The sequence below is a fragment of the Marisediminitalea lipolytica genome (assembly GCF_001758465.1).
Lineage (GTDB): Bacteria > Pseudomonadota > Gammaproteobacteria > Enterobacterales > Alteromonadaceae > Alteromonas > Alteromonas lipolytica.
Genome location: NZ_MJIC01000014.1, coordinates 716147 through 737500, shown reverse-complemented (window position 1 = coordinate 737500; position 21354 = coordinate 716147). Strand labels below are relative to the sequence as shown.

17 protein-coding genes are annotated in these 21354 nt (G+C 40.3%); 9 read left to right on the top strand and 8 right to left on the bottom strand.

Features of this window, described 5'->3' with window-relative positions:
• Window positions 1-321: 321 nt before the first annotated feature.
• The 3 genes from BFC17_RS14225 to BFC17_RS14215 form a co-directional block, all read right to left on the bottom strand.
• Window positions 322-1023 carry a GGDEF domain-containing protein gene (locus BFC17_RS14225; RefSeq protein ID WP_070177122.1) on the bottom strand — a complete coding sequence of 234 codons (702 nt, stop codon included), beginning with the start codon at window positions 1021-1023 and terminating at the stop codon, window positions 322-324.
• A complete protein-coding gene (locus tag BFC17_RS14220) occupies window positions 1020-1553 on the bottom strand; it encodes a hypothetical protein (RefSeq protein ID WP_070177121.1) in 534 nt (177 codons plus the stop codon). Before BFC17_RS14220 ends, BFC17_RS14225 begins: the two co-directional genes overlap by 4 nt.
• Window positions 1554-1948: 395 nt before the next feature.
• Entirely contained in the window at window positions 1949-2620 is a 672-nt protein-coding gene (locus BFC17_RS14215) for a hypothetical protein (protein ID WP_070177120.1), read from the bottom strand.
• 324 nt (window positions 2621-2944) lie between these two features.
• Here BFC17_RS14215 and BFC17_RS14210 point away from each other — a divergent pair, with 324 nt between their 5' ends.
• A complete protein-coding gene (locus tag BFC17_RS14210) occupies window positions 2945-4051 on the top strand; it encodes a PDDEXK family nuclease (protein WP_070177119.1) in 1107 nt (368 codons plus the stop codon).
• 243 nt (window positions 4052-4294) lie between these two features.
• Here the strand turns inward: BFC17_RS14210 and BFC17_RS14205 are convergent, their stop codons facing one another.
• The 3 genes from BFC17_RS14205 to BFC17_RS14195 all read right to left on the bottom strand — a co-directional run bounded on the left by BFC17_RS14205 (window position 4295) and on the right by BFC17_RS14195 (window position 8810).
• Complete coding sequence (locus BFC17_RS14205; protein WP_070177118.1) at window positions 4295-4996, bottom strand: HNH endonuclease; 702 nt, start codon at window positions 4994-4996, stop codon at window positions 4295-4297.
• 110 nt (window positions 4997-5106) lie between these two features.
• A complete protein-coding gene (locus tag BFC17_RS14200) occupies window positions 5107-5733 on the bottom strand; it encodes a hypothetical protein (protein WP_070177117.1) in 627 nt (208 codons plus the stop codon).
• A 233-nt stretch (window positions 5734-5966) separates the two neighbouring features.
• Entirely contained in the window at window positions 5967-8810 is a 2844-nt protein-coding gene (locus BFC17_RS14195) for a UvrD-helicase domain-containing protein (protein WP_070177116.1), read from the bottom strand.
• 541 nt (window positions 8811-9351) lie between these two features.
• Here BFC17_RS14195 and BFC17_RS14190 point away from each other — a divergent pair.
• The 3 genes from BFC17_RS14190 to BFC17_RS14180 all read left to right on the top strand — a co-directional run bounded on the left by BFC17_RS14190 (window position 9352) and on the right by BFC17_RS14180 (window position 11479).
• Window positions 9352-9759, top strand: a complete 408-nt coding sequence (locus BFC17_RS14190) for a DUF6957 family protein (RefSeq protein ID WP_070177115.1) — start codon at window positions 9352-9354, stop codon at window positions 9757-9759.
• A 54-nt stretch (window positions 9760-9813) separates the two neighbouring features.
• On the top strand, window positions 9814-10002 hold the full coding sequence (locus BFC17_RS14185) for a hypothetical protein (protein WP_070177114.1): 189 nt from the start codon (window positions 9814-9816) through the stop codon (window positions 10000-10002).
• A gap of 199 nt (window positions 10003-10201) precedes the next feature.
• On the top strand, window positions 10202-11479 hold the full coding sequence (locus BFC17_RS14180; protein WP_070177113.1) for a hypothetical protein: 1278 nt from the start codon (window positions 10202-10204) through the stop codon (window positions 11477-11479).
• A 101-nt stretch (window positions 11480-11580) separates the two neighbouring features.
• Here the strand turns inward: BFC17_RS14180 and BFC17_RS14175 are convergent, their stop codons facing one another.
• The gene (locus BFC17_RS14175; protein ID WP_070177112.1) at window positions 11581-12102 is read right to left on the bottom strand and encodes a hypothetical protein; all 522 of its coding nucleotides are present in this window, start codon (window positions 12100-12102) and stop codon (window positions 11581-11583) included.
• A 435-nt stretch (window positions 12103-12537) separates the two neighbouring features.
• Between BFC17_RS14175 and BFC17_RS14170 the strand changes: the two genes are divergently transcribed.
• From BFC17_RS14170 to BFC17_RS14150, 5 genes are all read left to right on the top strand, one after another.
• On the top strand, window positions 12538-13134 hold the full coding sequence (locus tag BFC17_RS14170) for a hypothetical protein (RefSeq protein WP_070177111.1): 597 nt from the start codon (window positions 12538-12540) through the stop codon (window positions 13132-13134).
• A complete protein-coding gene (locus BFC17_RS14165) occupies window positions 13134-15140 on the top strand; it encodes a DDE-type integrase/transposase/recombinase (protein WP_070177110.1) in 2007 nt (668 codons plus the stop codon). Before BFC17_RS14170 ends, BFC17_RS14165 begins: the two co-directional genes overlap by 1 nt.
• Before the next feature lie 2 nt (window positions 15141-15142).
• Window positions 15143-16021 carry a TniB family NTP-binding protein gene (locus BFC17_RS14160; RefSeq protein WP_070177109.1) on the top strand — a complete coding sequence of 293 codons (879 nt, stop codon included), beginning with the start codon at window positions 15143-15145 and terminating at the stop codon, window positions 16019-16021.
• Window positions 16021-16980 carry a TniQ family protein gene (locus BFC17_RS14155; RefSeq protein WP_070177108.1) on the top strand — a complete coding sequence of 320 codons (960 nt, stop codon included), beginning with the start codon at window positions 16021-16023 and terminating at the stop codon, window positions 16978-16980. The genes BFC17_RS14160 and BFC17_RS14155 overlap by 1 nt, the downstream gene beginning before the upstream one ends.
• Window positions 16981-17621: 641 nt before the next feature.
• Complete coding sequence (locus BFC17_RS14150; RefSeq protein WP_070177107.1) at window positions 17622-20405, top strand: PAS domain-containing protein; 2784 nt, start codon at window positions 17622-17624, stop codon at window positions 20403-20405.
• A gap of 4 nt (window positions 20406-20409) precedes the next feature.
• On the opposite strand, the gene BFC17_RS14145 is transcribed toward BFC17_RS14150, so the two are convergent.
• Window positions 20410-21288, bottom strand: coding sequence for a retropepsin-like aspartic protease (locus BFC17_RS14145; RefSeq protein ID WP_070177106.1), 879 nt, complete (start codon window positions 21286-21288; stop codon window positions 20410-20412).
• Window positions 21289-21354: the final 66 nt, after the last annotated feature.

The window sequence follows — 21354 nt, the reverse complement described above, 5'->3', positions numbered from 1 at the left end:
CCATCTATGTTATGCGGACATAAACGCGCGGGTGAAAACCTTTTAATAATCATATCCTTTTGTTTTTTTATCTCTAACTGTTCTTTCTAAAGAATTTACCAATTTTGCTTCTTCTGGAGTTCTAGCCGTAACACTCATTTTTTTGTTGTTGCATCAAGCCCTTTCCATTGAATTCGTCGCAGCTTTGTTTCCTCGCCGGTTTCGACGTCAACTGCGGTGTAATATGCGCCGGAACGTTCAAGCAAGCCGGATTGCGTGGAAAACGTAAATTACTCGAATTAGAACTTCAAAGTGTCGCCTATATCAATAATGTTCCAAAGCCTAGTTCATAACGGCTCTATTTTTTCCCAAATTTTTAGCTTTATAAAGATTGTTATCGGCAATCTTATAGGCTGGTGTTTGGGTAACCTCTTGCTCCCTTGTGGACAGTATACTTCCATCTATAACAGCCACTCCAATACTGACAGTGACTGATAATTGCTTGTCAGTAGCTGGCAGAGAATATCCATCTCGCCCGACTGCAGAGACTAAACGCTGTGACAATTCCAACGCCGAATGTTTGGTCGCCAACGATGTATAAATCACAAATTCCTCACCGCCAAAGCGAGCGACTAAATCTTCTTCTCTGAGTGCGCTTCTTAGTCTTGCTGCGACCTCACGCAGAATAAGATCACCAATATCATGGCCATAATTGTCATTAATAAATTTAAAATCATCAATATCAACAATCATCAAATAGCCCTGTAAATTTTTCTTCTCTGAAAAACGGCGTTCAAAACCTCTTCGATTGAGCATTTTCGTCAAGAAATCAAATTGAGCGTCCAAAACTTGCTTTTCTAACGAGGTTCGTTGCAACTTACCTTTAATAATTGAAGACATATAAAGAATACTGAAGAAAACCAGATTCACAAAAAGTACAATCCCCATCGCTGTGGCATGAGTTGCTATGACCCGCCACTCATTATCTGCCCAACAAGAATGCGATAAAAATGCAGCCGACAGATACAAACTTATTTTTTTCATAATACTTTCCTGAAAAAGAGATATGCATCTAAACTCAGTGCAACAAAAGAGAAATAAAAGACCGATAGCAATCCTACTGCTACAACAGGGCCTGTTAATAAAATCGGAATACCTAACAATAAAATGCACTTGGCAACTAATAAGTGTGCCCACCCTGCTGCCAGAAAAAAGATGAATACACGTCGACTTGATAACGTTTGAACATTGTTATGGTATGTGTACAAACCTACAGAAAAAAGCAATAAAGATATAATTCCATGGGGTTCGATGAACATCCTAAGGTCACCCGACTCAAAACCCAAGCCAATCGACCAAAAGTCATTAATGAAAATCAAGCTCAGAAAGTCTATTTCGCTCACTAACTTTATTGCGTACTCAAACGAAATATCACTAAGCATAAACTCTTCAGCTATAGATAAAAAACGCACGAATACATAGATTAATACGAGAGAAAAGCTAGCAATCGTCCAAAGAATGGAATGGATTAAAGTGTTGTTTGAGTAATTCTGTGATAAATCCAATTTATTCAAAAACCGCCTCCCTGATTTATAAGAAGTATTAACCAACTCACCTATACTTTAAACAGTAACAGCTTGGTTCAGGTTCGTCACCAGTTCGTCGATTTAGCGAAGGAATAATTTATAGCCGTAACGCTCATCTTTTTTTCGTTGCATCAGGTGCTTGGACTGGTAAAGCTAATGAGGCAGTACATTACGGTATTATTAGTTTTGTTTTATGTCTGCTTCGCTCTTTTCGGTCAATCTGTGAAGTACATTGAAATGGTGTACTTTTAGCAGTTACTTAACCAATCTATGGAAAACGTCCGAGATTCGCTCATTGGAGTCTTTTGAAGTCAGTCAATGTTGGTTGTAGGTAATCTGTGTATCTTAAGTTCAACTAGTATATGCAAGGGTCGAATTAATTATCACAGCTCATAGAAGTGAGATGGATCGACATTTATCTTTAATGGCTCCATTGGGTCGTCATTAAGAGGTTTATCAGTGTGCAATATTATTCGCCATTCATCTTGGCTTATAAATGGCTCTATCGGTATTTTGGTCATGACATTAGGGTTATGCTGTACAAGGGCTTCAGGTATCCCATCGACGTAATAGCCGATAATTTTTCCTGTAGTATTGGCCCTTGTTCGTTTAAGTCCAGGGTATTGGTACGAGACTTGTCCGTAGCCACATTGAGAGACATTTATTTGCTTTGATGCTTGCTGTAGCACATCATTTGCTAGGTCTGCTAGGCTTTTAATACCCAATGTATTACCGCCAAATCCCAGTCTTATTTCTTCTTTGATGTTTAATCCATGCAAGGACATGACATAATGTGTTGGATGTTCGGTGCCCAGTAATCCGCCATGTTCACATTTGATTCGAATACCACCTTCAAAGTTAAACTCAGTGAACAATCCAGAGACATTAACACCTTCAAAACGGTCTTCTCGACTCAAGTCATCTGCTTCGAGTTCTTGGTAAAATACATTTGTTCTAAGCCATATGCTGCCGCCAGATAAAGTATGCGGATAAACGTCTTTTTTTACCGTACGGAACAAGATAGGCTCATCAAGTTTTGTAGTTATTATAGCCACTTAGTCACTCCTTAATTTAACGATTGGAAAAACACTTCGAAGACTATAACCTTTGCGAATCAGCAGCGTGAAGCATTTCTTTGAGAGTTTCTCATTGTGGTAATGTCAGCTTACGAGCAAAGTTAAAAGTAAGAAATCACATCGTCAAAAGTCTGCTTATCGTGCTCAGGAGCCATGATCTGCGGCTTGCAAAGTAAGTAATTGGTCAAAAGCGGACGGCTGAATTTCTTTCCTCTGAAAATCAAGCAATGTTTTTTTAGTAGTAACAGGTGATATATTAAGGTCTTAAGATAAAATTGGCACAGCAGGAGTAATCTTTATCTCATGACGAAAATACGGTCGCCAAGGAAGAAAAAGGCTTTGCCTCCCGTATCATTGGGAGGGGTGTCAGTTGAGGAAGGATTGCCTTATCCTATAGTTCATTACCCGAACCACTATGGCGCTTTTTTTGCCTTTTCAAAGAAAGAGGGGGCGGAACCATTCCTTTGTGACTGTAGTCGTTCTGCATTTGAGAACCTTATAAAACTCAATAAGCAATTTCGTTCTCAACGAAATTCAAACCCGCTTCGGGAAACTGTCGTTGATAGCTTCAATGCCCCAGATATGTTGGCTAAGATTAGTTTAGATATGGGCGGGGAAGTCAACATTCAAAACTTTAGTTTCAAGCCGAAACTCTGTCACAGATGCAACTTAACATCGCCCACCCAGAGGTTTTGTCATGAAATGTATGGCGGACAGTTTAAGCAAAGCTATGGATGGTATATTCAACAAGCCTATTTACGCCTCGGCATAAGCACAACTAGCTTGGATTACTTGGAAGATGTATGTCCTGAAGAATATAAAACACTTATTCAAGAGATTGAACATGCTCAGCTAAAATATCAAGAGGTGCATGAACAATCAAATGACCTTATATACGGTTCAAACCGCGAAGATCTTACTAAGAATGAAGTGACGTATTGCCATGTTGTCAAACAAGAGCTGGCTGAGTCGCTCTTGAAATTGAGAAAAGAGCATCAGAAACTGAGAACTCAGCTGAAGAACAAGATCGAAAATATTACTCGCCAAGAGTTTGGTTTTAAAAAAGTTGGAGAAGGGTGGGTTAGTGAAACTCTTCTATATCAAATCATTGCACGTATGTTTCCTGATCTCGAAATTATCAGACACCACAGACCAGACTGGCTCGAAGGACTGGAGCTTGATATATACATTCCAAGCCTACAACTAGGTATTGAATATCAGGGCCAGCAACATTATCAGCCTATATCAATTTGGGGCGGGAAAAGTGCTTTAATTGCATTACAAGAGCGCGATGATAGAAAAAGGAAGCTATGTAAGGCGCTGGATATTACACTAATGGAAGTGGACTTTACTGAACCACTTACTAATGAACATATAGATAATCGCCTCAAAGAACTAAAAATCTTGTAGCGCAACCGAGAAATTGCCCAACAATCTCTGGGACGGAGACGATTAGTTAAATATCAACTTCTTTTGTGCTCGGTTCTAGAGGCAATGTCCGGAATCGAATCTGCGGGGCTGATAACAAATAAAGTATCTGCAAAGCGAGTTTCGGCTATGAGCGAATCTTTCTCGTTCAAAGAAAGCGCTGTTTACTTCCGCTATTCGCTCAATTTGGACTTTATTCATCTCTGGGACTAGAGCCTCACTATTTTACTGTTTTTTAATTTTCAATTGTAATGCTTCGATAGATATTGGCGGATGAGTTCTATGGATTATGCCATGGCAATTTGGACATAGAGGTTTCAAGTCTTTAATAGGATCAACTTGATATTCTTCTCTGATATCAGCTAAAGCTACTTCATGGTGCACATGTATGAACCCTCTGCCAATGTCCCCATAATTTTCTTCAAAATCAAAATCACAGACATAACATTTACAGCCATAATGAGCAATGCACTTGGCTCTTGCCTCAGGGTTTCTCTCATATGCATTCACCGAAATTTTCTTTGTTGCACCCTCGATGTAAATCTCTGGTTCTAAAATTTCTTCTGTTGATTTGAAAACTTCATTATCAGAAAGGCTTAGGGCGTACCACATACCATTTACACCAGCTAGACTTTTATCTTCCAGCTCCCGCTTAAAGCTTTTTATTTTAGCCGTACCGTTATTAGATTTTTCATATTGCATGGGGAATGTTTTTAAACTGTAACCATGCTCTTTAATCAGTGTTATATGTTCCATAGACTGCTTACGACCTAGCCCCCGCCATTCTTCGCTAAAAATCAGGCCATCTTTATGAACGTCCCATAGCCCAAAAACAATAAATTTGTCTTTATGATTAACAAACGACCAACTCCAATTCCAGTTTCGGCAGGTAGCTCCAACTGACTCCATAAACTTTTTTCTGCTCATACATAATCCTTCTATTGAATTGAACGTTAAGGGTTAATGAGACTAAAAGACGAGTTTAACGTGACTAAATGTCAAGTTAATAAGTAACGATTCACATTTTTATCGATTAGTTAAGCAGCGAATATAAACCAGGCTGAAAACCTTACTTTTTTACCTAAACTTCGATCATGACAAAATGCGACATGGTTTTGTTTATCAATTACAGCCCCGCGAATGAGGCCGATAGTTTCATTAATGCTCATACCACTATCAAAAAAATGATTAGCTTTTTCAACCAATTCGAATGAATACTCGTCACCTGCACTTAGTACAATAAAAGTACACCTTATATTATCTTTATCGTAGCCGCACATCTTAGATTTATTGCTTAGAGTCTCTGTTACAAAGTATTCCCAGCTTTCATCTTCGGGCTTGATTAATGATAGATACCCCAATGCAAAAGCACCTTTCGGTAAGTTATCGTACAGAAAGCTCATATTCGAATTCAGGAAGAAGGTACCAAGAATTTCTGGCTCGAAATTAGCTTGAAGCATGTCTAAGAGACAACGAAGATACTCATTTGGCCGATGAAATTGACCAGCAATCTGAAAAGGGTATTTACCAACTTCCGCGATATATGTATGAACCCCATCTTCAGAAAGCATAGGATATTCAGACTCTTTCGTTAATTCCATGAATTTTTCGATGCTGTCAAATACTTCCTGCAAAGCATCTGCAAATTTCTTCCCTTCGATCATATAGTCCCTTATTGGTTGTAGTGCCCTAACGATTTCGCACGTAATTGTGAAAATATAGCAAAAAGGTTAAGATTTGCTCGCCCCCTATTATGAAACCCACACGATTCAACCAAGTACAATTATCATAGGTGTTGAATAGCCATCGGATTGCGAGACACTTTGTAACATGGCAATTAAAATGTTACGAACTGTCTATTCGTGTATGATTCCGCACAAATTACAAACCGAAATATCTAATGCGAAGTATTCTTGCATTGGTCTTCCATGATGCCATACCCTGAGCACCCCCAGAATTCACCGAACTTTCCATTTCTACGCTTCATCGGTCTACCGCATTTATTACAGATTTTCATAACATTTGCGCAACCTGGGTTGTTGCACACACTTGCCTCTCTGCCATCAATAGATGGTGCTTTGCATTTCTGGCAAACCCTGGCCTTGCCGACTCGACACCCCGTTCCTGTGCTACAACTGTAAAACTCTCCGAATTGGCCTTGCACTAATCTCAAAAAACCTGAATCGCAATTTGGGCACTTGAATATGCGTTGATATTTTTCTTTAAACGCTGCGGAGGCAATATTTAATTCGTATTTTGGCGCGAGTAACTCAGTAACAAAATCTGAAGGTGAAGTAGCGCTCGCTATGATATAAGATTTTTTTCTGGCTCGTGTTATACCGACGTATAGTAAACGCCTTTCTTCTGAATGCGGAAAACCATCCAATGATGGTAATAGCGCTTCAACAACAGCATCATCTCTATTCTCATTAGGGAATCCACTTTTCCCCTGAAAAAAGCCGATTAGTACACAATAATCAGCTTCTAAGCCTTTCGATTTGTGAAAGCTCCAAAACTGGATATTGTCTTTAAATTTCTGACTCCATAGGGCGTTTTTTGAGTCATTCAAAAGGTAGTTGTATCTTGCAATGATAGCAATACTAGCATCTGGGGCGTTCTCTCGAATTTTTGCAACAACCTCTACGACCCTCTCATAAAGACCTTCTTGTTTAGATGGTTTGTCATCAAGAAGGTAAACTTGAGATTCACTGACTTTTGTATGCGTGTCGATATGTTTTTTGAACTGTTCAGGGTTCTCCATGATGAATTCCCCAGCGGTCTTAGCAATACTGTTATTGTATCGAAAGGTCTTTTGAAGTTTTGTTAGCGTATATTTGCCGACCAGTTCGCCAAAGCGCGTCGTTAACTCCAGCTTACCACCAGAAAAACGGTAGATTGATTGCCAATCATCCCCTACGACAGTTAATGATGGTGTTGGCCCTTTATCTATCAGCGCTTTTACAAACTCCATCCTTGCTGACGATATATCCTGAAATTCATCGACAAGTATATACTTCCATCTCGGTTCATATTCTCCGTCCTGAACCACTTGGATTGCTCTTAATATCATGTCGTCAAAATCAATTGCATTTTGAGTCTTAAGTTCTTCTGCATATCCGACTTGGAGCGAGTTCAATAATCCAGCGTATTTTTGAGCTTGGTGAATTTTTGACGCGTTCAATCTCTTAAATATTCTCTGTTCGCTCAACCTCTCAACTCGAATAGCCTGGAGAGCTTTCACCATCAACTCACTCCAACTGGCAAGGTGTTCTTGTCCATTTAACTTTTCGAAAATCTCATTAGGAGATAATGGTTTGCATCGAATACCAAATGAAGCCAATTTCGCAGTTAAACCGCTTAATAGCGTATCTTCTTGCCACTCGTAATGAAAAGTTTCGATGAGCTGCGTCCCACACTCTTGGTGCAACGCCTTTTTTTTCTTCATTGTGTCAGCGTAGTACGTTCTATCAATATCCGGTCTCGTATTTCCTTTTCTATCTATCCCATAATGCTCAATATAAATATCGGTATCCAGAATATGAAAATCAGGCCGATAGTCAAAACCTACTTCTATACGCCGCTTGCTAACATATTGTGCCTCGTATTTATAAGGGATCTGATTTATGTAAAGAAAATTAGCGATGAGCAATTCTTGGTAACCCTTAACAAGTTCGTTATTTAGGGTTCGAAAATCATTATCTCTTAGGTATTTTTCATACTCAGCTTGTGACTTGAAGTCGAATGGATCGACAGGCGGTGTAGTTAACTCTATCAGGTCAAAAACTCTGGTAGGATCTTCCGCGACATATTGATAGATCCAATTTGTTACCCACTGTTTTAACTTAAATGAGTCTTCTGCAAAGACACTGATTTGAGTAGGAATACCGGTATCTCGCAGCAACTGCCTGCCAAGAGCGTGAAATGTAGAAATATGCGGTAATGATTCAAGCTGGATATTTCCGTTAGCTGCTTTGCTTGCTAGCCTTTCTTTCAACTCCTCCGCCGCAGCACGGTTATAAGCTAAGATAAGCACTTCGGAAGGGGTTGCTAGTTGAAGCTCAATTAAATTAAGCGCCTTTGCAACCATCACTGACGTTTTACCCGTTCCTGCGGCAGCCAACACCATATTCAAATCATTGGAACGGATCACACCCAATCGTTGTTCAAGCGTTAATGGATTAGACTCAACCTTATCAAAAAACGACTTTCGCTTTTCTAGTTGAATTTGCTCATGGTAGGCACGCAAATCATCAATATTGAAAGGATAAAACTGGTCGATTTCTATGGTATTGGCTAATGCAACATCGCTTAAATAGAACTCCCATTTCTCTTTTTGGGAGTGATATAGGTGATGGACTTCGGATATTAAAGTGGAAAGCTCGGCGCTGCGTGAATCTCTGGGGTACGCTTTTAAAGCTAATGCTGCGAACTCACTATAGGCACGTCCAAGGTATTCCTCGATTGAATCCTTGATGTTTTTATTTGTGTCTTCGATAAAAGATGCAAGATTACTTTTCTTTAGGAAGTTAAAGTAGTTACGCTCTTTACCAACCTGAATGGCTATTTTCCCACCAGAAAGTCCTGCATCAGATTCAATAAACGTACGTAGCTCTTTAATTGATGCAACGACTGATACCTTACCTTTTTTTTCAATGCTAATCGACTGAGGTTCTGAAATTACGGACGGCCTACCTAATAATCTGCCAAAAAAATTAGGCTCTAATTTACTAACAAAATCCATTTACAACTCTCTTATAATGGCCAGAAATCGAACAACATTTTGCTCTAATGAATATCCTTAGAGGACATATTGTAACTTCAAATTGACCTCACCGTCATTTGATGACTAACAAACTTAAACCAGTCATCCCAACTTAGGTACAGTTCAACTAAAAATGCCAGAAGACTAGAATTAAAGCATCATATCTTACGGACGATACTTATGAGACTCGACGAGTTAATTTCGCTTAGAAAAGCACACGGCTCCTTTCCATGCCGATTCTACTTCACCTACGCAAATCAGGAAGTAACAGACTTTATCATCCTCCCAGCCGCAGGTATCGAAGTTATTTCCGGTGACTTTATCCCGCTGACGTACATCAATGCCAGATTGTTCAATCTCCGATTTGACCGATGGTATATATCCCCCTAACCCAGGGACTTACCAACATAGTTCTGGCAATTTGTCATTGGTCGACCAAACTAAACTTAGATTGCTGCAAATAGCTCAAAATTAAAGCCAATTTGCACCTGACCGAACCTAACGTTAAGGACGCAATCTAATGCCTCAAGATATTGAAAACAAAACTCTACGCATGGCAACATTGATTAATGAGCCTGGAGAACCTGTCAACTTCGGATGCAGTGTTACCGAACTGAAGTCGATGATTTGTCGGTGTCGTGAAATAGATATTACTAAACCATTTTGTGCTGTTGAAAATTGGATGGTTTGGGATGCCGTATTCTCAGAGCCGCCGATACAAGAAAATATAATGGTGGTTTACGCAAACAAAATATTTCGCGACGAAGCTGGTCGATTTGTTACTGGGGGATGGGTGTGTAGCACTGTCGTTCAGAGCATTCATGAAGAATGTATTTTCTCAACGAAAAATACACACTATATACTGCTGGGAACTGGCACACTGAAACCAGCTGACGCGAGCGATATACTCGCGCTTTACAGACAATAACTACTTTCCGCCCGAAAAAGGCTCTCGTCCATATTTTCGCACTAAGGAGTAATCATGAAAAACTACGATGACTACTTGATCGAAGTACGCATGCTTATAGATGCAGGACATAACCGTTCCGACATAATCAAAGCACTTAAAATTGAGTATTTGATGAATGAGGGGGATAAGAACCCGATTGATGAATTAGGCAAACTCATTAGCGATATCGAAGGCTCTCGGCATGAGTTGCTATTCAAGTAATAATTTTGCTTCAGCCGTTCAATAGTTTCCTACACCATTAAGATAAGCTACTAGAAAATAAGTTCATCCAGATGTTTGTTAACCTATTATTAAATACATTATCAATCAGCATTTGAGCAATTATCATAAGAAAGTCATACTGAAGAAAACATAAGAGACATGACGTAGGTCGACAAATCCGAATTAGAAAGGACAATAAATGAGTCATAGGATCGTCAATAATGTTGGTTACAAAAAGATATATCCCATGTCAGAGGGCAAGGATGATACTTTTTGTCATTATTGCGGGCGCGAGGCGAGGATTGATCTTGGCTTACAATGGGATCATGTCCCTGCTCTGAATTGCGCCATACCTGAAGAACATAAACACATTAAAAAGACATTGGTTAGAGCATGCTCCGAATGCAATTCTCTGGCATCGGATATACCCCATCTTGATTATTTAGAGCGTCACTACTGGCTAAAGTCAAAGTATCTGGAGCGGTACAAAAAATTATTGTTAGATGATATCAGTGTTGAAGAACCACAATCGCCAGGACATTCTTTTGTCGATGGTTATTTAAATAACCAGAAATTCTTTTATTTTGAATTACTAAAAGCGGTAGGATTTGGTGTAGTAAATGTTAGCCAAATTGATTCACCTATAATTGCCTTAAAATGCCGTTCGGGTCGAACAGTTGAGCAGGTGTTGGTGGATTACCTTTTTGGTGCGCCCAATGTGATAAAAGACGAAGAGGATGATGAAGATAATGGGGCTGTTTATTTTGAGTATAAAGATTATATTGCTTACCTGAAAGATGCTTTAAAATCAAAGGGTTTGATAACTGAAGAACGAGTACAAGGCATTAATTCAACGAGCAATGAGAAAATTCCAGAATTTCCAACTCGATATTATCAAGTTTCATGGGCAACTATCACGCGTGCAGTAATGTTGAGTGCACAAGTTGATGATGAGGAAATAACAGCAAAGGATGATGACCAAAAAGATAATGTGGTCGAGCCTGTTAAGGAAAATGAAAAAACGGGCATTGTAATTACTGATGATGTGGAAATAGGTTTTAATCGTTTTACTACTGTCATATCAAAAATATTGCATGAAATAGGCATGTATAGAGAATTAGATAACCATTTGTACTTACGGTTCCTAATGAAGCAAAGGAACTTGAACATGAAGTTGCCGAAGAATCCAGTTCCATATTTTGAAACAAGTTGGGAAGAGCTGAACGGTTATATTAAACGTAAGTTTTATCAGGAAACTCTAAATAAGAACAATGCCTATCAGGTAGAGCGTATCATTAATGGTGAGATTACACTTACCGAAAATAAAAAAAGGCGTATCTCTGAACCCCCAAGAGCAGAAAACAATCCCTTCTCCGCAAAAACGGTGAACTCTCCGCCAAGCAAGCAAAATAAAAATAGTGTTGAAGATGTAATGAAGCGCTTTAAAGAACTGCGTAATAGGTACGGCGAATTCTAATTTGTACTAGCCCATATCTTCCTTCAGTACGTTTCTCGATTTGTACTTTTCCGATACGCTTACCCATAACGATCCTCCTCGTTCCCTTGAAGATCTTCATATCACCAACCATCATCTTCTTCAGCTTTTTTGATTGGTATCCGCGTTGTTTTTGTCCCAATTACTAGTTCATTCTTTACTTTTGCCATCCTGTCATCCTGCTTTAATCTATTCCCGAATGATTGCTCCAGAAGATACAGGGGTAACAAATCTTCTCGTTGCACCGATAACCTTCTAGATGTTGGGATTCTTTCACATGCACTTCTTAAAGCGAACTCTACTAACATCGCGCGATCAATATTGAAACGCTTACAAATAATATCAAGCTTTAAGACTGCATCGTCTGTCATCTTAATCGACAATACTTCTAGTCGACGGCTTTCTCTTTGTTGCTTCAGCCAAACATAAGCAGGCTCAGTATTTCTTCTGATCCCTTTGTTACGAGCCAAAAATTCAATCTCGTACTCAATAAAGAAGCGCGCCCAGTATTCCTTCTTGAGAGCTAGCTCATCACACAATAAATGGAAATTTTGGACAACAGCTGCATCAACCCTAAATTTTCTTGATAAATATTTTTTATTCATTATTTTCAACTACGTCAAAAAACGTAAGTTAATATTTTTTATAGAAATCATAAAAAAATATCCATATCACTCACATAAATCCCGTTGTTTCATAGGCTAAGTTGTCTTTCAAACTCAAAAGCCGCAAAAACTATACAAAACAACACAAAAATGACACCAAATGGCAACATTTAAAAAAGATAACTCATTTTTAGCAACCTTTTAAATCAATAAGTTAAAAACAATACCGATCAAAAATCACACAATAAAGTGATCATTTTTCAAGCTATTTACAAGAACCAAAGCTGCCTCTTAAAATCTTTAAAAGTGACAGTTTTTCGGAGCAAAATTCCGTCACGAAAATTTGCGAATAAGCGAAAGGTAACCTTTAATCTTAGTACATTTCAAAAAATAGCCAAAGAAATGAGAGGTATTTTTTGACCAAGGAGAATTGAAATGATAGGCAGAAGAAAGCCAACACGCAGGCGTAACAAATACGTCTTCAATTTTTACAGCAATAAGAATTTCTGCCATATCTGGTGTGAATCGGTGTTGGAAAGCAACTATGCCCTTTCACTCGAATTTGATAGTTCAGTCACATCATATTGCTCACAACCAGAACATTTTGATGTTTACGGTAAAAGATATACACCAGATTTTCTCGTCCAGTATAAGTCAGGACTATGTGAGTACATTGAAGTTAAACATACTTGCTACATGGATGAATTCTTTTTTAGAAAGCATACACTTCGTCAAGAGTGCGTGTATGCACTAACCAACTGCACGCTTAAGCTAATCAGTGAAAAGGATATTCATGTTGTTGCGGTAAACAATCTACGTATGTTGAAGCGCTATCTGGATATCAGTGTAATTCATTTGCTTGAAAAAGTTGGTTCTCGAAAAACAATCACATTTGAGCATCTAAAAAATGCTGTCAATAAGATTCATTACGCTACTCCAGTTGATGCCTGGGCACTCGTTGCTCAACAATACTTCATTTTTGACATTACAAAACCTCTGAATGACGAAGTTACTTTGCAGAGGAACTACTAATGCACTACATACCGACATTAAATGACACATTCGTCACAGACGATAATCAACGTGTAAAAATAATACACACAGACCAACAACGAGTCTTGCTGGCACCTCTAATTAATAATGTTGACGAGGGAGATATTCTGCTACCAGTTGAAAGTTTTAGAGAGCAACTGCGAATCGGTAATCTAAGGTTGCTAACATCTCGAAATGAGACTATCGAGCAATACTCTGATTATCAGGTCAAGGAAGCTGATAAAAGGAGAACTTTCCTTGACGAAATGGAGCGTCTATATAACTTGGGAATGCCCCCTACTGCCTCTGCAACCATCAAGCAAGTAAAACAGAATGTTGAAGATAAACACCATATAGCAAAGAAAAAACATGGTGACTCTACCCTATGTCGATGGTGGAAAGACTACAAAGATGCAGACTTCAATTTGGAAGCATCTATAAAAGACCGCAAAATTCAAACTAAACGATTAAATCCCGCAAGTGAAGTATTTCTAAATAAGCACTTATCTAACGTGTGGACAAAAGGAAACGCCGAAAATATCGCTGGTGGATACAGACAATATGTTAAACATGCGCACCAGGCCATTGAAGAAAACAGCGCAATTCAGGTTGTATGTGAATCTACTTTCCGCAACAGATTGTCGGATTTGAATCAGTTCTCTTTGGTTGCTCAATCAGGCAATTATTCTGAAATTACAAAAGCATTGAGAACACTTTGCAAAAAAATTCATTTGAACCGCGCTTTGGAGCGAGTTGAGATGGACAGATTATCTCTTAATCTTGCGTTAATCGGAGATGATGGCAAACCAACGGAGAATGTGAGTATTTATATTGCTATTGATTGTTATTCACGCTATCCGATATCTGTGACTTACGAAATCGGTACAAGCGAGGACACTGTCGGCGCCCTCCGCTCTCTAAAACGGATTATCACTGATAGCAATCAGCAATTACCCGCTTTTGGTCTGCCAGAGGAAGTGGTGGTGGATAATGGCCCTGGCTATAGCAGTGAGGCATTTCGCCACGTAACGAAAAGGCTCAACATTTCACTTACGAAAACACCGTCAAATCAACCTTGGCGAAAGCCTTTCGTTGAGTCTTTCAATAACACACTTAGAAGAGAATTTTTCGAAGGTGCAAGCTTTACACTTCCAGACGGCTCTGAAGTGTTGGGGGTTCCTGGGTATTTTCCCAAGCGCACTCAAACGTCCTTAAAACCCCCAACCGAGGAGAGTATTAAAAACGCAGCCCGAATAACTATATCGGATTTTGAAAAGCAGTTGCTACTTTATCTTCATCATTATGTTAACAGTGCACACTCGTCGTTAGCAGGCAAAACACCACAACAAGTATGGGATGAATCCATCGCATTGCATCCGCAACCAGCTACCATGGATAGCCTAATACATTCGGCGTTTCATTGCTTTGAATCTAAGGTCAAGCTTTCGAGCCGAGGTACTGTCCAGGTCGATAATCAAGTTTTCGCAGACGCTCAATTAAAACAGCTCTACTTAAATGCAAAAACATTAGATAAAAAGCAAGACCTCTCTGTATATGTTCAAAGAGACCCAGATGACGCCAGATATGTCACTGTCATAGCTACATTTGAATCTTTAGCTTCCGAAGTCATTGTCGAGAACGTTCCAAACCGAGCGCTTAAAAATGACGAGTTTTCATGTCCAGTATCCTTCGAACAGCTGAATGAGGGTAATGCTGGATGTAAACGTCGAGATATTTATTTTGGCGAATTTGACACCCATATAAAACCCAAACGCCAAAAACGTTTGTCAGGAAAAATCGTTCAATCGGCAAATAAAAACATCAAGAAAGGATTATCAGTAGATGAAAGAATTAAACAGAGTAATAATCTTTACAATGAACGAAATGTAACTAACAAGCGAAAAGAAGAAACAACCTCTAGCTCAATAAGTACCAAACACAGTTCTTCCAAAACTGCTCGACAATCATACAAGCAACATGACTTTTGGGATGAGGATGCAGTTTAGACATGTTCGAGCATCCAAGTTTAACTGAATGTGAAACACTGATAGAAGATGTGCATACCCAGCACTTCGGAGTTAATTATGGGCTGCTTATCACCGGCGAATCGGGCGTGGGAAAAACGCTCTTAGGGGTAAACTACACAAATAAACACCCTGTAAAGCAAACTCCAGAAAAGGCCATTCATCCAGTATTATTTGTAAAGTTGACCGAAACTAAAACAGCAAATGACTTACTACTCCAAATAATGAAGTCCTTGTCACGTGTTACGAACAAGCCAAATACTAAATCCCATTTAATACAAGACCGTCTTCACTTTCTTTTTATCGAACACGGAGTACAACTGGTCATTATAGACGAAGTGCAGGAGTGTCTAACCGACATCGATGGTATAACGAGCCAGCGCATGGCAAAGCAATTCTGTGCATTAATTGATAATAATCCAGCAGTATCTTTTGTGCTGATTGGAACACCGGTAGCCAGTAGATTATTAAAGTTAAAGTACGGGAAAGCTGAGTGTCGACTTAAAAATGAAGAGCAACTTTCTCGACGTTTTCTAGCCGAAAAAACACTTCACAGCATCCCTTCTCGCTGCAAATGCTGGTTAGATTGCTGCAACTATTTTTCATATCAACATGGAATATCGCTCTTCACTTTGTGTGACAAAGCAATATTAAACAGACTACACGTCGCCACCCTTGGTAAAATTGGTCTGTTAAACAAGCTGTTTGCAATTACTCAAAAAAACGCTGGCGAAAAATTGTTAAGTCGCTTTGAACTCGCCTACCTAACTGGCCTAAACTCATCGGCTTACAACCCATTCGACGAACGCGCCTACAGCGACAGGGACATTATTAATATCCTTGATTCAAGAGAGTTTGATTAGTGCTTTCCATACTACCAGAGCAAATTACTGATGAAAGTTTCGCAGGCTATATTCTGAGATTAAGTAAACGCAATGGTTTTGCAGATCCGGTTGAATGGCTAAATCAAACGACCTGGGAAGCCATAACGAAAAATTCTATGAGTGCAAATCACTGGCGCACATTGAATACATTCATCCCTATTTCTGAAAAGGAGCTTAGGGCACATTTTTTCGCAAGACATTCTTTGATTTTTGACGATTACAGATGCAACAAGCCACGGATATGTGCGCTTTGTATCAAAGAACTAGGTTACTTGAAAGAGAGCTGGCAATATATCGGAAACCTTTACTGCCCTAAACACAAAACTTTACTTATCGACAACTGCCCCGCCTGCAACCAGTCATTCACCTGGCAGCAGCAATTGTTATCAAACCAATGTACAAATGACTACTGTGCAAATCCACTAAAAGCTGAAATTATCCCAAATGAGATTGAAGAGCTATTCATTGATGAAATTTGTGATTGTCTACTTGCGAGTATTTTCGCTAAAGACCCTCTAACAACTGTGTTGCCACACAGCAAAGTACCTCATTTTGACAATCTTGCACTTGCAATAACGCAAGGTTTTAATCTTCTGACCTGTGACGATGAATTCACTGTATTTTGCAATAACCTGACAGATAACAAAGATTGGAATCATTTACCTATGCAGTTCAGGTATTTTCCATTGGACTTGCTTATAACAAGCCTTCAATCTTTGTGGCCTATTGCATGTATGGCGAAATCACCGAGAAAAAGACAAACCGAAGCACATCTTGAAATGTATGAACAAACCCAGTTCATTGTGGCATATGGTTCAGCCTTAAACGTTCTTACGATTCCAAATGAACTGCTGAGATCATTACCTGAATTTAAAAATAAAGAAAAACTCCCCCTCAATGCTCGGATAAATATCGCTCCTCTACTTGAAAGCCTTTAACTTAGTGTTATTGACCTCAGAGTTAAAAGCTAATTTCCACCTACTATTATTCTAGATATCCGCCATTTGAAATAACTCTATATTTCAATGGTTAATATTGCCATTGAGATATCATTGGATAATAACTACTTTTTGTTATAACGTTCATATGTAGTCGCACGCAGTAATCAGTTGTAAGACTTCTACCTTGGTTAATATCTTCAACATAGATGAGATTTTGCTTATTAATCTCCTTTCGAAGTAAAGAATATATTGTACCTCTCTTCTGCAACCCGCTCCCTTAATAAAGACTATTTACTGAGAATCTCAGCTCGAAGTATGATTCCCACTTAGGGTTACCATACACCTGCTCTAGCCGCCCAAATCCCCCGGTTTCGCAGTCACCAATTTTCTAATAACAAAAAAATGCCCTTACTGGCCACCTGCCGGTTTTACCTATTTCTTATGAGTAAAGCATCGGCAGCCACAAAATGGCACTTTTGCACTTTTTTGCTAGCCTTAAACAGGGTGAAATTCAGTATTGGTAACACTGCTAGCGCAGCCCATTTCTGGTTGCGTTATTTTATGGACACATACTGACTAAATCATCCAAAGCCGCCCCTCCTTTGTAACCCCGAGAGCGAATAAAAAGAAGCGCTATTATGCAAGAGATGTTCACGCAGCAAACCGACTTTGAAACCGTCTTTCGAAACTCAAAAGATGGCCTGGCTATTTTTAAAGGTGATATTTTCGTTGACTGCAACCAGTCTATGCTGGACATCGTTGGCGCAGATAGCCTGGAGCAGTTTGTTGGCAACACGCCTGCTGAGTTTTCGCCGGAGTATCAGCCCGATGGCCGACGCTCAGACGAGAAAAGCGCAGCCCACATTGAACAATGTTATCAACTGGGCAGTGTCAGATTTGAATGGGTGCATAAAAAGCGCAATGGCGAAGAGTTTTGGGCTGAAGTTATCTTAACCAAAATGGTACTCAACGGCGAAGTTGTGGTGCATACCAACTGGCGGGACATTTCAGAAAAAAAAGCTTTTGAGCTGGAACTACAATCGCAAAAAAGCGTGTTTGAAACGTTATTTAACGAATCGTCAGACGGCCTCGCCCTGCTCACCAAAGAAAAACTCTTAGACTGTAACAAGGCTTATATGCAATTGTTCGGGGCCGCTGATAAAGCACAGATTCTTGATGCCGATCCCGAAGATCTATCTCCGCATTACCAGCCTGACGGAAGAGCCTACACTGATAAAGCCACCGAAGTCATCAACACCGCTTATACGCAAGGCAAAGTAAGCTTTGAATGGGTACATCGAAAATTTGATGGCACCGAGTTTTGGTGTGAAATCATCCTGTTAAAGATTGAGTTGCAAGGGCAGGATGTACTCTACGCCACTACCCGGGATATTTCAGAGAAAAAAAGCCTGCAATTGGAAATTGCCAAACAGAAAGAAGCATTTGAAACGTTATTTAATGAATCGTTAGACGGACTCTGCTTGCTCACTACAGAATGTTACTTCGACTGCAACAAAGCCTTTGTTCAAATGTTTGACGCCAAAGACAAAAATCAGATTATTGGCGCCACACCCATGGATTTATCACCGTTCAGTCAACCTGATGGGAGTAAATCCCTGGATAAAGCACAAGCAATCATCCGCACCGCTTTTACTCAAGGAAAAATCCGCTTCGAATGGGTACATAAAAAGTTTAACGGTACCGAATTCTGGTGCGAAATCATTCTGTTTAGAATTAGTCTGAACGGTAAAGATGTGCTCTATGCCAGTACACGCGATATTTCGGAAAAAAAGGCGCTGCAACTGGAAATTGCCAAACAAAAAGAAGCATTTGAAACGTTATTCAATGAATCGTTAGACGGACTCTGCTTGCTCACTACAGAATGTTACTTCGACTGCAACAAAGCCTTTGTTCAAATGTTTGACGCCAAAGACAAAAATCAGATTATTGGCGCCACACCCATGGATTTATCACCGTTCAGTCAACCTGATGGGAGTAAATCCCTGGATAAAGCACAAGCAATCATCCGCACCGCTTTTACTCAAGGAAAAATCCGCTTCGAATGGGTACATAAAAAGTTTAACGGTACCGAATTCTGGTGCGAAATCATTCTGTTTAGAATTAGTCTGAACGGTAAAGATGTGCTCTATGCCAGTACACGCGATATTTCAGAAAAAAAGGCACTGCAACTGGAAATTGCCAGACAAAAAGACTCATTCGAAACCTTATTTGCCAAATCGATGGATGGTTTATCCATCCTCGCCGAAGAAGGCTATCAGGATTGCAATGAGGCGTTTTTAGCCTTATACGGCTTTACCAGCAAAGAGGAAGTTATCGGGTTATCGCCGCTGGACCTTTCTCCCGAGTTTCAGTTTGATGGCAAAACATCGGAACAAGCCGCAGAAGGGATTATAGACAAAGCTTTCAGCGAAGGCTCCCAACGGTTTGAGTGGTTACACAAAAAAACCGATGGCACGCTGTTCTGGTGCGAAATCATCTTAACGCGCATCACACTCAACGAACGGAATGTGCTGTATACTATTTCCCGTGATATCTCAGAGAAAAAAGCGCTCGAAACCAAAATTAACGAACGCAACGAACAATTAAATGAATCCAATAAAAACCTGGAAGAGTCTCTTCAGCGTTTAAATCAAACCAAGGATAAACTGGTTGAAGCAGAAAAAATGGCAAGCCTGGGCTCTCTGGTCGCCGGCGTAGCACACGAAATCAATACCCCTGTTGGTGTTGGTTTAACAGGCATATCGCAACTCAACTCTGAATGTGACGAGATAAAAAAACACTACCAGGCAGGTACATTAACTGCCGATGATTTTGAGGATTTTATCGATAGCGCAGGCGAACTCTCTGGTTTGGTACAGAAAAACCTAGAGCGCACGGCCAGCCTGGTTCGCAGCTTCAAACAGGTCGCCGTGGATCAAACCAGCGAACAGGATCGTGAGGTCAATCTTAAACAGTATTTTGAAGAAGTTGTCACCAGCCTGGCGTCCGTTTTACGCAAGTCTCAGGCTCGGGTGAACATTGACTGCGCGGATAATTTTATAGTTAAAACCAACCCAGGCCTGTTGGCTCAGGTGTTAACCAATTTTATTGTTAACTCGGTTGTACATGGTTTCGCTGACAAAGGTTCAGGTACTATCAACATCGCAGTCAGTGAAATCACCAAGACTGAATTTCTAATCGACTACCGCGACGATGGCGTTGGCATTGAAGAAACCCACGTCGCCAAAATCTTTGAGCCCTTTTTTACTACTAAACGAGGCTCAGGGGGCACCGGTCTGGGATTAAACATTGCCTACAATATTATTACCAATGCCCTTAAAGGATCGGTGGTTTGCAGCAGTAAACGAGGCCATGGAGTACAATTTAACATTCACTTTGAGGTTTCGGCACGCATCGCCTGATCCGTTATCCAGCAGGCAGCATGAGGTAAAACTGTTGTGCGGGAAAATCCAGTACAAAGCCCTCAAACAGATATAGCAAATCAACGCCAATAGTCATTGCTGCGGCGGGATTATGTGAGGATGCAGTAAAGCGAACCGGTATATTTCGCAGGGTGATAGGCCCCAATGACAGACTATCCAGCTCGGCCTTTTTAATGGCTATGCCCTCCTTTGTCGCGCCATGGATCTCACCCTCAGCTGTCAACCCCGGGTCATCAAAGCTTAACCCCAGCGCTTTAAGTACCGAGGGGGTAGCTATCGTTACCGCCGCACCGGTATCAATGGTTGCCGGAATCTCCACGCCGTTAAGCTTTACCATGATTTGCATGGCTAACCCATCATGCGCCAATGCAGGAACAGGCAGATAACGTTGTTTGTCATCAAAGCTGCCGCTTGGCAGTACCTCGAGCCGACTTTCAGCAATATGAAACTGTAGCGCCTGCTGCTGAAAAATATCCATACCGATAATACCGGCAGCCGGCGTAGAACCCGGATTCGGCAATTCAAACAACACCATGTCGGTAAAGTTAAACAACGGGCTCGCAAAATGGTCAACCGCAAAATAGCGGGCTTGAGTAACACCTGTTGCACCGCGTATGGTCATTTCACTCTCACGCGGCGTAAGCCCCAGAATATTGCCCATCTCAGGCACCAGTAGGCTGGCTTCGGCGGCAGTGTCCACCACCATAAAATACGGCCCCTGCTGATTAATGTGTGTGGCGATAACCGGGCGCTGGCGATTATCAAACCGCAATGGGGCACTATCAGAAAACGTGTTTTGCGGGGCGGCTTTAACAAAACTGACAAGCACCAGGGCCAGCAAAGCTAACATTCGGGTAAGCATAGGTAGTCTCTTACTTGGGTTAAATATTCACGCTAGCACGGCTTGCTTGCATACAACTGACACAGC